The 14,364-nt window shown below is 58.9% G+C and carries 9 protein-coding genes and 1 tRNA gene; 4 read left to right on the forward strand and 6 right to left on the reverse strand.

Annotation, left to right across the window (positions count from 1 at the left end):
* Positions 1–18 precede the first annotated feature (18 nt).
* Positions 19–3,588: an indolepyruvate ferredoxin oxidoreductase family protein gene (locus CR159_RS03930; protein WP_102072694.1), complete on the forward strand. Its 3,570-nt coding sequence runs from the start codon at positions 19–21 to the stop codon at positions 3,586–3,588.
* Positions 3,589–3,621: 33 nt separating this feature from the next.
* Here CR159_RS03930 and CR159_RS03935 read toward each other — a convergent pair whose 3' ends face one another.
* The 4 genes from CR159_RS03935 to CR159_RS03950 are packed head-to-tail and all read right to left on the reverse strand — an operon-like array spanning position 3,622 to position 8,286.
* Positions 3,622–4,374 (reverse strand): ABC transporter ATP-binding protein, encoded by a 753-nt coding sequence (locus CR159_RS03935; protein ID WP_102072695.1) that lies wholly within the window; start codon positions 4,372–4,374, stop codon positions 3,622–3,624.
* Positions 4,371–5,150, reverse strand: a complete 780-nt coding sequence (locus CR159_RS03940) for an ABC transporter ATP-binding protein (protein WP_102072696.1) — start codon at positions 5,148–5,150, stop codon at positions 4,371–4,373. Before CR159_RS03940 ends, CR159_RS03935 begins: the two co-directional genes overlap by 4 nt.
* On the reverse strand, positions 5,147–7,033 hold the full coding sequence (locus tag CR159_RS03945) for an ABC transporter permease (protein ID WP_102072697.1): 1,887 nt from the start codon (positions 7,031–7,033) through the stop codon (positions 5,147–5,149). The genes CR159_RS03940 and CR159_RS03945 overlap by 4 nt, the downstream gene beginning before the upstream one ends.
* A 41-nt stretch (positions 7,034–7,074) precedes the next feature.
* On the reverse strand, positions 7,075–8,286 hold the full coding sequence (locus CR159_RS03950) for an ABC transporter substrate-binding protein (RefSeq protein WP_102072698.1): 1,212 nt from the start codon (positions 8,284–8,286) through the stop codon (positions 7,075–7,077).
* Between the two features lie 116 nt (positions 8,287–8,402).
* On the opposite strand from CR159_RS03950, the gene CR159_RS03955 reads away from it, so the two are divergent.
* A complete protein-coding gene (locus CR159_RS03955; protein ID WP_102072699.1) occupies positions 8,403–10,292 on the forward strand; it encodes an LTA synthase family protein in 1,890 nt (629 codons plus the stop codon).
* A 7-nt stretch (positions 10,293–10,299) separates the two neighbouring features.
* Here the strand turns inward: CR159_RS03955 and CR159_RS03960 are convergent, their stop codons facing one another.
* The gene (locus tag CR159_RS03960; RefSeq protein ID WP_102072700.1) at positions 10,300–10,881 is read right to left on the reverse strand and encodes a DJ-1/PfpI family protein; all 582 of its coding nucleotides are present in this window, start codon (positions 10,879–10,881) and stop codon (positions 10,300–10,302) included.
* A gap of 226 nt (positions 10,882–11,107) precedes the next feature.
* On the opposite strand from CR159_RS03960, the gene CR159_RS03965 reads away from it, so the two are divergent.
* Both CR159_RS03965 and CR159_RS03970 read left to right on the forward strand, forming a co-directional pair.
* Positions 11,108–12,694 (forward strand): TerC family protein, encoded by a 1,587-nt coding sequence (locus tag CR159_RS03965; RefSeq protein WP_102072701.1) that lies wholly within the window; start codon positions 11,108–11,110, stop codon positions 12,692–12,694.
* A 49-nt stretch (positions 12,695–12,743) separates the two neighbouring features.
* Positions 12,744–12,820: transfer RNA gene (locus tag CR159_RS03970), tRNA-Pro, on the forward strand.
* Between the two features lie 166 nt (positions 12,821–12,986).
* Here the strand turns inward: CR159_RS03970 and CR159_RS03975 are convergent.
* On the reverse strand, positions 12,987–14,363 hold the full coding sequence (locus CR159_RS03975) for a sensor histidine kinase (RefSeq protein WP_102072785.1): 1,377 nt from the start codon (positions 14,361–14,363) through the stop codon (positions 12,987–12,989).
* Position 14,364: the final 1 nt, after the last annotated feature.

The raw sequence follows: 14,364 nt of genomic DNA on the forward strand, positions 1-14,364 counted from the left end.
CCTACAGGAGACAGCCCGATGAACGCTCCCCTTGATCCGGCGGTGCTATCGGCACTGGCCGCGGTATCCCTAGACGACAAGTACACGCTGGAACATGGCCGCGCCTACATGAGCGGTACGCAGGCCCTGGTACGCCTGCCCATGCTGCAAAAGGCGCGCGACCGGCTTGCCGGCCTGAACACGGCGGGCTTCATCTCGGGCTATCGGGGGTCTCCGCTGGGCGCGCTGGATCAGGCCTTATGGAAAGCAAAGACACACCTGGCCGACAACGATGTCGTCTTCCAGCCAGGGCTGAATGAAGACCTGGCCGCCACCTCGGTATGGGGAAGCCAGCAGGTCACCCTTTATCCCGATGCCACGCGCGACGGCATATTTGGCATGTGGTACGGCAAGGGCCCGGGCGTGGATCGCTCCATGGACGTCTTCAAGCACGCGAACTCGGCGGGCACCGCGCGCCATGGCGGGGTCCTGGTTCTGGCGGGCGATGACCATGGCGCCAAATCGTCCACCGTCGCACATCAATCGGAACACGCCTTCCAGGCCGCAGGCATACCCGTCCTGTATCCCTCCAATGTCCAGGAATACCTGGATTACGGTTTGCACGGTTGGGCCATGAGCCGCTACTCCGGCCTTTGGGTGGCCATGAAGTGCGTCACCGAGGTCGTCGAATCAACAGCATCGGTCGACATTGACCCTGACCGCGCGCGCATTATCATCCCCGACGATTTCTTGCTGCCGCCGGACGGCCTGAGCATACGGTGGCCCGACCCGCCATTGGTTCAGGAAGCACGGCTGATCGACTACAAGTGGTATGCAGCCATCGCCTACACGCGCGCCAACAAGCTGAATCGTATCGTTATCGATTCGCCTCGCGCACGCTTTGGGATCATGACGGCCGGCAAGGCGTACCTGGATACGCGCCAGGCGCTGGCCGATCTCGGACTGGACGAATCAACCTGTGCCCGCATCGGCATTCGACTAATGAAAGTCGGCTGCGTCTGGCCGCTGAACGCCCAGGATGCGCGTGAATTCGCAACGGGACTGGAAGAAATACTGGTCGTTGAAGAAAAGCGCCAGATACTCGAATACGCGCTGAAAGAAGAACTCTATAACTGGCGCGACGATGTCCGGCCAAGGGTTTTCGGCAAGTTCGATGAAAAAGACAATGCAGGCGGAGAATGGTCGGTTCCACGCGGCCACTGGCTATTGCCGGCCGCCGCCGAGCTGTCTCCCGCCCTGATCGCAAGGGCCATTGCCCGCCGACTCGAGAAAGCCGACCTCCCCGCCGAGGTGCAAAGCCGGATCGCCGCCCGCATTGCCATCATCGATGCCAAGGATCGCGAGCTGCGCAAACCCGTCATCACGACCGAACGCAAGCCGTGGTTCTGTTCGGGCTGTCCGCATAATACGTCGACCAACGTGCCCGACGGTTCGCGGGCGCTCGCCGGCATAGGCTGTCATTACATGTCCATCTGGATGGACCGCAAAACCGAGACCTTCAGCCACATGGGCGGTGAAGGCGTGGCGTGGATAGGCCAGAGATCGTTCACCAAGGAAAAGCATGTATTTGCCAACCTTGGCGATGGCACCTACTTCCATTCCGGCGTGCTTGCGATTCGCGCTTCGATCGCAGCAAACTCCAATATCACCTACAAGATCTTGTACAACGATGCGGTAGCCATGACGGGCGGCCAGCCGGTCGACGGCATCCTGAAGGTCACTGACGTCATCGCGCAGGTTCACGCCGAAGGCGCAAAGAAAGTGGTGGTGGTCACCGACGAGCCCGAAAAGTATAAAGGCGTATCGCTGACCGGCAATCCGCCTGTTTATCATCGCGACGAACTCGACCGCGTACAGCGCGAATTGCGTGAAATTGAAGGCACCACCGTACTGGTCTATGACCAAACCTGTGCCACCGAGAAAAGACGTCGCCGCAAACGCGGCGCTTATCCCGACCCCGCGCGCCGCGTGTTCATCAATGATGCAGTCTGCGAAGGCTGCGGCGACTGCTCGGTGAAATCCAATTGCCTGTCGGTCGAGCCGCTGAACACGCCGGTGGGCGTGAAGCGCAAGATCAACCAGTCGTCCTGCAATAAAGACTACTCCTGCGTAAACGGTTTCTGCCCCAGCTTTATCACTGCCGAAGGCGCTCAGGTCAAAAAGCCGGCGCCGCAACAGGCATCATCCGGCGCGCAGGCCGCACTTGTTACGGGTCTACCCTTGCCCGTGCTGCCCGCCATTCAAAACAGCTACGGCATACTCGTTACCGGCATAGGCGGGACGGGCGTAGTTACCATAGGCGGCCTGCTGGGCATGGCGGCACACCTGGAAAAAAAGGGCGTCACCGTACTCGACATGGCGGGACTTGCGCAGAAAGGCGGCGCTGTATTGAGCCATGTTCAAATTGCCGCGCAACCCGCCGACCTGCATGCCACGCGCATTGCCACCGGCGAGGCCCAGCTGATCATTGGCTGCGATGCCATCGTGACAACCTCGGCGGATGTATTGTCCAGGGCCCAGAAAGATGTGACGCATGCCGCGGTGAACAGCGCTCCCATCCCAACCGCGGACATTATCCACAACGCAAAGTGGCAATACCCCGACGTGGCGGCCACCAACGACCTCACCGAAGCGATCGGCAAGGATTGCGAGTTCCTCGACGCCAACGCCCTGGCCATCAAGCTGCTGGGCGACGCGATCTATGCGAATCCGCTGCTGCTGGGCTATGCATGGCAGAAAGGCTGGATACCGTTGTCGTATGAAAGCCTGTTGGGCGCCATCAACCTCAACGGCGTAATGGTGGAAAAGAACCTGGCGGCCTTCGAGTGGGGTCGCGCCGCTGCCCATCATGGTGCCCAGGCCATTGCGCCTGAACTGGCCGACAAGAAAGTGGCGGCCACCGTCATCGCCATGCCGGAAACGCTGGACAGCATCCTGCAACGCAACACGCAGTGGCTCACGCAGTATCAGAATGCCGCCTACGCGGCTCGCTATGTCGATGCCGTCAACCGGATACGAATGAAAGAAGCCTCGCTGTCTTCAGCCAAAAGCGTGCGCCTGACGTCCGCAGTCGCCACCAACCTGGCCAAGCTCATGGCGTACAAGGATGAGTACGAAGTTGCCCGGCTCTATGTGGATCCGGCCTTCACGGATAAGCTGCGCAAACAGTTCGAAGGCGAGCCCGGGCGCGACTACCAACTGCATTTCCATTTGGCGCCGCCACTGTTTTCCAGACGCAATGACAAGGGCGAACTGGTCAAGAAAAAATTTGGGCCCTGGGTAATGTCGGTCTTCAAGGTGCTTGCAAGGCTTAAAGGCCTGCGCGGCACGGCTTTCGACGTATTCGGCAAGACGGCTGAACGTCGGCAGGAACGCCAGTTGGTGCGTGAATACCTGGAACTGGTGAATGAACTATCGGAAAGCCTGACCGAACAGAACCTGGCCGTGGCGATCGAACTTGCCCGCCTTCCCGATGACATTCGCGGGTTCGGGCACGTAAAGGAAAAGAACCTGCTGGGCGCCCAGGCCCGGCGCACTGAGCTGGTGAACAGTTATCGCACGGCGGTTCCTCTGGGGCGCGTAGCCTGAAACAGGACGTCGCTGTAACGCTATCGACAAGCGTTACAGCGACAGATAAGATCGTCGGACCTGCTCGTTTTCGGCCAGGTCCGACATCGATCCGCTGTACCGGATAGCGCCTTTTTCCAGCACATAGGCGCGGTCGGCCACAAGGCGGGCGAAGTGGATGTTCTGTTCCGACAATAAAACGCTGGCACCGCGGGCTTTCAGCGCCAGAATCATACTGACCATCTGTTCAATGATGACCGGCGCCACTCCCTCGGAAGGTTCGTCCAGAAGCAGCATGTAAGGATTGCCCATCAACGTGCGGGCCACTGTCAGCATTTGCTGCTCGCCCCCGCTGATGGCACCTGCCGGACGATCTTTCATGCCGGCCAGATTTGGAAACAGCTCATCGATTGCCTGGACCGTCCAGTTCAGGCCCGGCCGGCCGTCGGGCCAGGTCCGCTCGGCCTGGCGGCCGGTCATCAGGTTTTCCTTGATGGTCAGCTCGGTGAAAATGCGGCGATCTTCCGGCACATAGCCCAAACCCAGTCGTGCCACCTCGTAGGGCTGGCGCTTTTCAAGCGCGTGACCCATGAAGCGTATCTGTCCGTCGCGCTTGGGTCCCAGGCCCATGATGGCCTTGAGTGTCGTCGACTTGCCCGCGCCGTTGCGTCCCATCAGTGCCACCACTTCGCCCTGGCCGACATCCAGCGCGATATCGTGCAGGATGTGGGCGGCACCGTACCAGGCGTTCACCCCGGCCAAGGTCAACAAGGGCGCCGTCGCTGCGCTATTGCGTGCTTGACTCATGGGCGGCTGCCTTCAGATATCGCGGCCTCGAACGTCTTGCCGGTTCCAAAATAGACCGCCTGTACTTGGGGATGCGCGCGCACCTCTTCGGCGCTGCCCTGGGCAATCAAGCGGCCGCGCGCCAATACGATAATGCGGTCGGCGTAGGCAAAGACCACATCCATACTATGCTCGGTAAACAGCACCGCCATGTTTTTTTGGATGACCAGGTCTTTGACCAGCGCCACCAGGCCATTACGCTCGGCCGGGGCCATGCCGGCCGTGGGCTCATCCATCAACAGCAATCGTGGCCGGCCAGCCAGGCTCATGGCCAGTTCCACCCGCTTGACGTCGCCATACGCCAACTCGCTGCAGGGACGTGAAGCCTGGTCCTGCATGTTCACCTGCCGCAGCAGATCAAGCGCCTCATCGCGAAAACGATGAGCGGCCGCGCGCCAGAACGAAAAGATTTTTCGGTGATGTGACAGCAATGCCATCTGGACGTTCTCGAGCACCGTCAGCGATGCAAACGTCGCCGCAATCTGGAACGTGCGCCCTACGCCCATATGGGCAATCCTGTGTGACGGTACGCCCAGCAATTCGCGCCCGTCGAACAGGATGGAGCCGGCGCTGGCCGGCAACTGGCCCCCGACCATATTGAAGGTCGTGGACTTTCCGGCGCCGTTGGGGCCGATCAGTGCCAGCAGTTCGCCGGCCTTCAGGTCGAAGCTGATGTCATCGACGGCGGCGTTGCCGCCAAAGCGCTTGCTGAGGTTGCGAACGTTCAACAGGCTCATGCCGGTTTTTCCTTGCCTTGTATCAGTAGCGCGAAATGTCCGGCAATGCCTCGCGGAAAAGCCAGGACGATCAGGAGTATGACTGCGCCGAACAGGGCTCGCCAATATTCGGTGATGCCGATGAAGTAATCCTGCAATATCGTGAAACTGGCTGCCCCGACTACCGGGCCGAACAAGGTTTGTATGCCGCCGAGCATCACCATGACCAGTGCATCGACGGACTTGCCCACGGTGATGACTTCAGGGGACGTGCTTCCTTTGGAAAATACATACAGCCCCCCCGCCAGGCCGGCCAGCAGGCCTGCAATGATAAAGGCGGTCCATTGCACACGCTTTACATTGATGCCTGTCGCATCCGCACGCAGTGCTGAATCGCGGGATGCGCGCAAGGCATAGCCGAATGGCGCAAACGCCATGCGCCGCACGGCAACAATCGCCAGAATCACGACAGCCAGCGTAAAGTAATAGTAAGTATCGCCCGATAGCCACTCCTCGGGCCAGATACCGATAATACCGTTGGACCCGCCGGTGACCGCATCCCACTGATACACGATAGACCAGATAATTTGCGCGAATGCCAGCGTCAGCATGGCCAGGTACACGCCGGAAAGCCGGATGCAGAACCAGCCGAATACGGTTGCCGCCAAGGCCGCCGCCAGCGGCGCAAGCAGCAAGGCGCCGCCCATGCCGGCCCACTGCGACTGAAACAGCAAGGCGGTTGCATAGGCGCCAATCCCGAAATACGCGGCATGGCCGAACGATGCCATACCCCCCAGGCCCATCATGAAATGAAGACTGACGGCAAACAGGACGGCGACCAGGATGTCCTGAGCCAAAACGGTGGCATACGGCAAGGTGCCGGACAACAGCGGCAGCATGGCAAACAATGCAATAAGCGCCATCGCCAACCATTTGAACGCGGTGCCCGCGGTACGCAAGGGCGCATCGGGAATCCCCAGATGGCGCATGGTTGCCAGCGGCTTGCCGCGCAAGCCCCACGGGCGGAACACCAGCACGAAAGCCATGAAAATGAACTCGACGACCAGCGTCAGCTTGGGAAAGGCGATGCTGACGCCGCCGATTTCCATGACGCCCAAGGCGATGCATAAAGCCTTGAGCTGGGCAATGATCAAGGCGGCCAGATAAGCGCCGGGAATAGATCCCATGCCGCCCACGACCACCACGACGAAGGCATCGCCAATGACGCTCAGGTCCAGCATAAGGCTGGCGGGCTGGCGCGGAATTTGGATTGCCCCGCCCAGTCCGGCAAGAAAAGCACCCAGGGCAAATACGCCGGTAAAGAGCCATCCCTGGTTCACGCCCAGTGCCCCGAGCATTTCACGATCCTGAGTTGCGGCGCGGACCAAGGTCCCCCAGCGGGTGCGCGTCAGTAGCAGCCATAACGCCAGCAGCACCGCGGGTCCGATCACCATGAGCGCCAGGTCGTAAACCGGCATGTAGCGGCCCAGGATCGATACCGAACCGTTCAGGCCGGGAGCCAGGGGACCCAGCAAATCGTCCGGCCCCCAGATCCACAGGGCGGCATCATTGAATACCAGCACCAGCGCGAACGTGGCGAGCAGCTGGTACATTTCCGGCGCCTTGTAGATGCGCCGCAGCAATATCATTTCCACCAGTGCCCCGAGGGCGGCCACCACAAGCGCGGCGGCGATCAGGCTGGCCCAGAAGCCAAAAGGAGTTTGCCCCCACTGTTGCACGATGGAATAGGCAACGTAGATGCCCAGCATGTAGAACGAGCCATGCGCAAAGTTAACGATCCGGCTGACACCAAATATCAGTGAAAGACCAGCGGCCACCAGGAACAAGGAAGACGCCTCGGCCAGGCCGTTCAGGAACTGAACGATAAAACCAGTAAGCTGCATTGCGGATTACGGCGCCCGATGGCGCAGCGCCCTATGACAAGTTAATCGGCCGAGGCGGGCCGCCATTGCCTGACCTGTTCGTCGGTAGGTTGTACGCTCGCGCCGTCTACGTAAGTGAAGTCTGTCATGATGCCCTTGCCGTCCTTGACGGCCAGCTTGCCCACATAAGCGCCCATCGTGGACTGATGGTCGTTGGCACGGTACGTGATCTTCCCGAAGGGAGTACCGACTTCAAGACCCTTGAATGCCTGCACCAGGGCTTCGGTGTCGGTCGTGCCGGCTTTCTTGATGCCCGCTGCCAGGGAAAGAATGGCGTTGTAGCCGACCACGCTGCCCAGCCGGGGATAGTCGTTATGGCGCTTTTGATAGGCTTGCAGGAATGCATCGTGCTCGGGGGTATCAATGGCGTACCAAGGGTAGCCGGTCACCACCCAACCCACGGGCGTTTCATTGCCCAGCGCATCGAGGTATTCAGGTTCTCCGGTCAGCATGCTGACTACGGGCAAGCCCTCGAAGAAATTGCGCTGCGTTCCCGCGCGCACGAATTTCGACAGGTCTGTGGCGAACAATACGTTGAACATGGCTTCCGGCTTGGCGTCGGCCAGGGCCTGGACGACGCTGCCTGCGTCAATTTTTCCCAATGGCGCCGCTTGCTCTGCCACGAATTCGACGTCGGGCTGTGCCTGCTTGAGCAAGGTCTTGAACGTAGCGACTGCCGACTGCCCGTATTCATAATTGGGATAAACGATGGCCCACCGCTTCTTGTTCATTTTTACCGCCGCGGGAATCAGCATGGCCACCTGCATATAGGTGGAGTTGCGCAAGCGGTAGGTGTAGTGGTTTCCGTCAGCCCAGACTATCTTGTCGGTCAGCGGCTCGCTGGCAAGGAAGAATACCTTCTTGTGCTTGGCGAAATCGGTAACGGCCAGCCCGATATGCGACAGGAACGTGCCGGTCAGTACATCAACCTTGTCGCGTGCGAGCAGCTCTTGGGCCGCGCGGACCGCGTCACCCGGGTTGGAATTGTCGTCGCGTATGACCAGTTCAAGTGTTTTGCCATTCACGCCCCCTGCTGCATTGATTTGCTCAAGGGCAAGCTCCATGCCTTTCTTGTAAGGTCCCAGGAACGCGGGTTGGGTCTTGTAGCTATTGAGCTCGCCAATCTTGATGACGTCTTGTGCCCACGACAACGGGACCGCCAGGGCCAGGGCGGCGGCGCCAAACAATTTTGCATAAGGGCGGGGGAAGTGCATGTCAGGTTCCTGTGCTGGACGGGTCAGGGAGTAATCGCAATAAATTGTACGCAATATGCAGGTACGGGGTCGCACCCATTACACTACGCCCGTTAACTGATCTTTAAATATCACCGATGCGCGATTTGACCCTGACTTTTATCATATCCAGCCTATGCCTGCTGATGTTAAGCCGCGGCATGCTGGCAGCATGGCAATGGAAGCGGGTAAAACAGGCGGGCGGCATCCTGCCTATTCTGATCGGCGGCTTGCGTATTGATGCGAACCAGATAGCCATTATTGCGGGGATTCCCGCTGTACTGTCGCCCTGGATCGGGCATATTCCGCTGGCTGTCGCCATTACTGGATGGTGGTTCGTGTTTGCATGGCTGCTGCTGGTATTGCTGGAGGTCTCCACGCCGCAATTCATCCATGAATACGATACCCGTCCGAATCGCCTCTATGTGGAATACCTGAAGCATCCAAATGAAGTTTTTGGCATGCTCTGGAAAGGCTACAAAGCCGTCATATTCGGTGGCATAGCCGTGCTCGCGCTGGCGGCGTGGTTGGCCTATGTCTTATTCATCGGCGTTGCGGCCGATACGGAAATGGTGTGGTGGGCCCGTCCCCTGGTGTCGCTCGCGGCCGCCATCATAACGTTCCTGGCCATACGAGGCACCCTGGGCCATCGCCCCATCAATCCGTCGACGGTTGCCTACTGTGGCGACAGCATGCTCAATGCCCTGCCGCTCAATTCGCTGTATTCGGTCAGCTACGCCTTGTACAGCATGAAGAATGAGCGTTCGGCCGAAGACGTCTATGGCAAGATAGACGCCGACGAAATGAACGACATCGTCAGGCAGGCAGCCGGCATTGCACAGGGCAGCACCGGTATTCCGACCCTTCACGCCCAAAATCCCAGCTCCAAACGCTCGCGCCCGCTCAACGTCGTCATGATTGTCCAGGAAAGCCTGGGCGCTCAATACGTGGGCAACCTGGGCGGTGCCAAGCTCACGCCCTGCCTGGACGAACTGGCCCGCAGCGGCTGGAACTTTACGCGCGCCTATGCCACCGGTACCCGCTCAGTGCGCGGGCTTGAAGCCGTGGTGGCCAGCTTTCCTCCCACCATTTCGGACGCAATCCTGCGTCTTTCCGGCGCGCAAAGCCATTTCTTCACCTTGGCGCAAGCGCTCAAGCAGCAAGGCTATCGGTCCAGCTTCATCTATGGTGGAGAAGCCCACTTCGACAATATGAAGAGCTTCTTCCTGGGTAACGGCTTCGACGACCTTCATGACCTGCCGACGTTCAAGGATCCCGCGTTCGTCGGCACATGGGGCGCGAGCGATGAGGATATGTTCACCAAGCTGCACCACATCCTGCAGGCCACGCCAGAGCAACCGACTTTCACGCTGGCATTTTCAGTCAGCAACCATTCGCCCTGGGAATATCCCAGCGGCCGGATAGACCCGGACGGCAACCCTGCCACTGTCGAGAACACGGTACGCTATGCGGACTGGGCCATTGGCCAGTTCTTTGACCGGGCGCGAGAATCGGACTATTGGGACAATACGGTATTCCTGATCGTTGCCGACCATGATTCGCGCGTCGGCGGCGCCAACCTGGTGCCCTTGCGTCATTTTCATATTCCCGCCCTGATAGTGGGCGCCGACGTTGCGCCGCGCAGCGACGACAGGCTGATCAGCCAGATAGACCTGCCGACCACATTACTGTCCATCATGGGAGTAGAGTGCGACCATCCCATGATAGGACACGACCTGACAAAGGAAGGTGGCGGACGCGCCATGATGCAGTACGGAGAGAATTACGGCTATCTGAAAGGCGACACGCTGATGGTCCTGGAGCCCCATCGCGATCCCAGCCAGTACACCTACCAGGCGCCCGCAAGCTACATTCCTGTGGCTACCAACGCCAGCCTTGCGCGCGAAGCGCTGGCGCATGCCGTATGGCCCAGCTGGGTATACCAGAACCAGGCCTACACGCTTCCACATCTGCAGATAAAAAGATAAAGCCGGCCTATTCGTGTGTAATACGCGTACCAAGTACCGCCAGGAATTGTGCCATCCATGCGGGATGTGCAGGCCACGCGGGGGCGGTAACCAGATGGCCATCGGTATGCGCCTGGTCTATGCCTATTTCTGCGTAAGTGCCACCGGCCAGACGGACTTCGGCGGCACAAGCCGGGTAAGCCGAACAAGTACGGCCCTTCAGTATGCCCGCCGCCGCCAATATTTGTGCTCCGTGGCACACCGCGGCTATCGGCTTATGGGCTGAATCAAACTGCCGGACTATTTCCAGCACTCTGTCATTCATGCGCAGATATTCGGGAGCGCGGCCGCCCGGAATAACCAGGCCGTCGTAATCGCTGACGTCAACCTTGTCGAAATCGTAGTTCAGCGCAAAGCGGTGGCCCGGCTTCTCGCTATAGGTTTGCGCACCTTCGAAATCGTGAATGGCGGTAGCCACCGTATCGCCCGCCTTTTTGTCCGGGCAGACCGCATGCACCGTGTGACCCACGGTAAGCAGTGTCTGGAACGGCACCATTGTTTCGTAGTCTTCGGCGTAATCGCCGACCAGCATCAACAGTTTTTTGCTCATGATTTGTTTCGCCATGGTTTTACTTGGTTAATGACACGCCGCCGGGAAACCGGTACAAAGCGCCTCGCCAGCCAAAGGCCGGCGTTTCATCTTCGATCGAAACACATAAAATAACAAGCTCAATCAATGACTGACAGACAGCCGAATTCCTTTCAGCTTCTGGCAATTTCAGCCAAGCATACACAATTGCCCCCTATAATTGGTGTTTTCTATCGGAAGCCTACTAATGGAGCTGTTGCTTGACCCCGCCGCGTGGGTCGGCCTTTTAACACTTGTCGTCCTGGAAGTCGTACTGGGCATCGACAACCTGATTTTCATTGCCATACTGGCGGACAAGCTTCCGCCGGAACAGCGCGACCGCGCACGAATCATCGGCTTGTCGCTCGCCCTTGTCATGCGCCTGGCCCTGCTGGCTGGCATCTCGTGGTTATTCAAGCTTACCGAACCGCTATTCTCCGTCGGTTCTTTCGCATTCTCGGGGCGTGATCTCATTCTCATTGTGGGAGGCTTCTTCCTGGTATTCAAAGGCACCACGGAAATGCACGAAAGGGTGGAAGGCAAGGTAGCCAGTATGTCCGGCTCGCGCATGTACGCGGGTTTCTGGGTCATCGTGACGCAAATCGTGGTGCTGGACGCCGTCTTTTCCCTGGATGCGGTCATCACCGCCGTGGGCATGGTGGACAGGCTGGAAGTCATGATGGCCGCCGTGATCATTGCGATCGGTATCATGTTGATCGCCTCCAAGCCATTGACGCGTTTCGTCAATGCCCACCCCACCGTGGTCATCCTGTGCCTCGGATTCCTGCTGATGATAGGTTTCGCGCTGGTGGCCGAAGGCTTCGGTTTCAAAGTACCCAAGGGCTATCTCTATGCCGCCATTGGCTTTTCGGTGGCTATCGAAACGCTTAACCAGATTGCACGGCGCAATCTGATCAACATGGACTCCCCTCGTCCCATGCGCGAACGCACCGCCGAGGGCATCTTGCGCATGCTGGGCAAGCGTCCTGTATCGTCCGACGAAACAAGTAATCGCCCGCCTTCCGATCCCTCCAGCGCACCGTTTGCCGTCGAAGAACGCAATATGGTCAGCGGCGTGCTCAGGCTGGCCGATCGCAATGTGCACTCCATCATGACGCCCCGCACGGACATTACATGGATCGACCTCAACGATGATCCTGAGGCCATACGGGACGAAATCAATAGTACGCCGCACGGATTTTTCCCTGTATGCCGAGGATCGCTCGATGAAATCGTAGGCATAGGCCGTGCAAAAGACATGATCGCCGACTTGATCACGCGCGGCACGCTTAGCGAGAAAGGCTTCCGCCCCGCGATCATCGTTCATGAAACCGTCCGCATACTGGACCTGATCGATACGTTGAAGGCAGCGCGCGGGCAACTGGTGATCGTCATCAATGAATTCGGCACCGTCGAAGGCTTGGTCACACCCATCGATGTCTTCGAGGCCATAGCGGGTGACTTTCCCGATGAGGACGAAACGCCCGACATCATTGCCGACGGCGAGAACCGGTGGATCATTGATGGCGCGACCGACATGCATCATTTCCAGCAAACGCTCGACCTGGAAGGCCTGATCGAAGAGTCCGACGAATACAGCACCGTCGCCGGTTACCTGCTGCGCCAGTTCGAACGGCTTCCAGAGGTGGGCGAGGAGCTTACGCTGAAGCATCACAATGACGCCTTTGTCTTCCGCGTACTGGAACTGGAAGGCCGCCGTATTGCCAAGCTAAGCGTAGAAAAACGCAGCCACATCGACGAAAACGATAATATCGCGCCGACCAGCGCAACATGATTCAATTTTTATGTTATAGTAGTTGGCTGTTGTAAGCAGTGAACAAAGTCGGGGCGTAGCGCAGCCTGGTAGCGCATCTGGTTTGGGACCAGAGGGTCGAAGGTTCGAATCCTTTCGCCCCGACCACTCGAACAACAGTGAATTAAGGGTTTATGCATTTTTCGCATAAGCCCTTTTTCTTTACTTGGCATATTCTTGGCGGTTCGTTGCATTTGGATGAGACAAGCCGTCTGTGCATCGGACGCATCAGTGAACTTTCGGAAGCGTCCGCTTGGGCGCGTTTAACGCCGGATCACGCTGACGGCAAGAGCAGCACCACGCGCAAACCGCCTGCCGGTGAGCTTTCGGCATGAACGTCGCCGCCGTACAGCAGAGCCAGGTCGCGCACTATCGCCAGGCCCAACCCAGAACCCGCCGCTTGCTCATCCACACGTACCCCGCGCCTGAATACGTCTTCGCGCTTGGAAACAGACAAACCCTTGCCGTCGTCATCAACGATGAACACTAAATTCGCCCCTTCTGACGCAACATTCACTTCTACCCGGCTGGCTGCCCACTTGCAGGCATTGTCCAGCAAGTTACCCAGCATTTCCTGAAGATCCTGCTCTTCGCCACGAAAAGCCAGATCGTTGCTGATGCCACCCAATTCCACAGCCAGGCCGCGCCCGGCATATAGCCGGCTCATGACGCGCACCAAGGCTTCAAGCGGCGGGCGCACCGGAGTGCGCAAGCCCGATGCCTGCACCGCCGCAGCGGCCCGGGCACGGGCCAAATGATAGTCAACCTGGCGCTGCGCCGTGATGACCTGTTCGGTAATCAAACGCGCCAACGGCGTGTCTTCGCGTTCAGCGGCATTCGCCAATATGGCAAGCGGCGTCTTGACGGAGTGCGCCAAATTTCCGGCCTGGACACGAGCCCGATTAACAATTTCAGCATTAATCGACAGTACCCCATTGAAGTCATCCACCAATGGCTGGACCTCAGTAGGAAAATGCCCCTCTATACGCCGCGCGCTGCCATCGCGCACGGCGCCCAGTTGGTGGCGCAACTGCCCCAGGGGCCGTAGCCCTATCAGCACCTGGACAATCGCCGCCAGCATAAGACCAGCTCCAAGCACGCCCAGAGCCAGCACCAGCATGCGGGTAAAGCGCTCTATCGGCTCGGCCATTAGGCGTTGGTCAGCCGCGATCATTAATCGTAAGACGGGCGCCGACTCTTCGGCGGGATGCACTATGCGTTCAAGCACCGACAAGGGGTGCCCATCAGGCCCGTTTATGATGAAAACATGCTTGCCTTCTTCGGCCAAAACAGGCGCGGGCGCCTTGAGTACTACATCCCACAACGATCGTGACCGCAGCAAGCCGGCAATCGCGACACCGCCCCCATCGACGATCTGATCTATCTGCCAATATAAGCGGGAATAGGGCTTATCAAAACGCGGGTCGCTCAGCGGCGAAGGCACCGACGGCTTTCCAGCCGCATCAATCGTCAGCGCGGCAGTCAGTTGGTCCAGCTGGATTTTGAGCTCCCCCTGGAACTGCGTAGTGATATGGCGCTGGAACAAGCTGCCAAGGCCCCAGCCAGCAGCAATAATCGATACCATTATCCAAACCAGCGTACCGGCAAGCAAGCGTAGGCGCAACGAGTCCAGTGACGCAAAAGACGACATA

Source organism: Pollutimonas subterranea (genome assembly GCF_002849655.1).
Lineage (GTDB): Bacteria > Pseudomonadota > Gammaproteobacteria > Burkholderiales > Burkholderiaceae_B > Pollutimonas > Pollutimonas subterranea.

Excerpts from the sequence above, each read along its gene's own strand:
- CR159_RS03945 (WP_102072697.1), bottom strand. The coding sequence starts at position 7,033 with ATGCAGCTTACTGGTTTTATCGTTCAGTTCCTGAACGGCCTGGCCGAG.
- CR159_RS03935 (WP_102072695.1), bottom strand. The coding sequence starts at position 4,374 with ATGAGTCAAGCACGCAATAGCGCAGCGACGGCGCCCTTGTTGACCTTG.
- CR159_RS03940 (WP_102072696.1), bottom strand. The coding sequence starts at position 5,150 with ATGAGCCTGTTGAACGTTCGCAACCTCAGCAAGCGCTTTGGCGGCAAC.
- CR159_RS03965 (WP_102072701.1), top strand. The coding sequence starts at position 11,108 with ATGGAGCTGTTGCTTGACCCCGCCGCGTGGGTCGGCCTTTTAACACTT.
- CR159_RS03975 (WP_102072785.1), bottom strand. The coding sequence starts at position 14,363 with ATGTCGTCTTTTGCGTCACTGGACTCGTTGCGCCTACGCTTGCTTGCC.
- CR159_RS03950 (WP_102072698.1), bottom strand. The coding sequence starts at position 8,286 with ATGCACTTCCCCCGCCCTTATGCAAAATTGTTTGGCGCCGCCGCCCTG.
- CR159_RS03955 (WP_102072699.1), top strand. The coding sequence starts at position 8,403 with ATGCGCGATTTGACCCTGACTTTTATCATATCCAGCCTATGCCTGCTG.
- CR159_RS03930 (WP_102072694.1), top strand. The coding sequence starts at position 19 with ATGAACGCTCCCCTTGATCCGGCGGTGCTATCGGCACTGGCCGCGGTA.
- CR159_RS03960 (WP_102072700.1), bottom strand. The coding sequence starts at position 10,881 with ATGAGCAAAAAACTGTTGATGCTGGTCGGCGATTACGCCGAAGACTAC.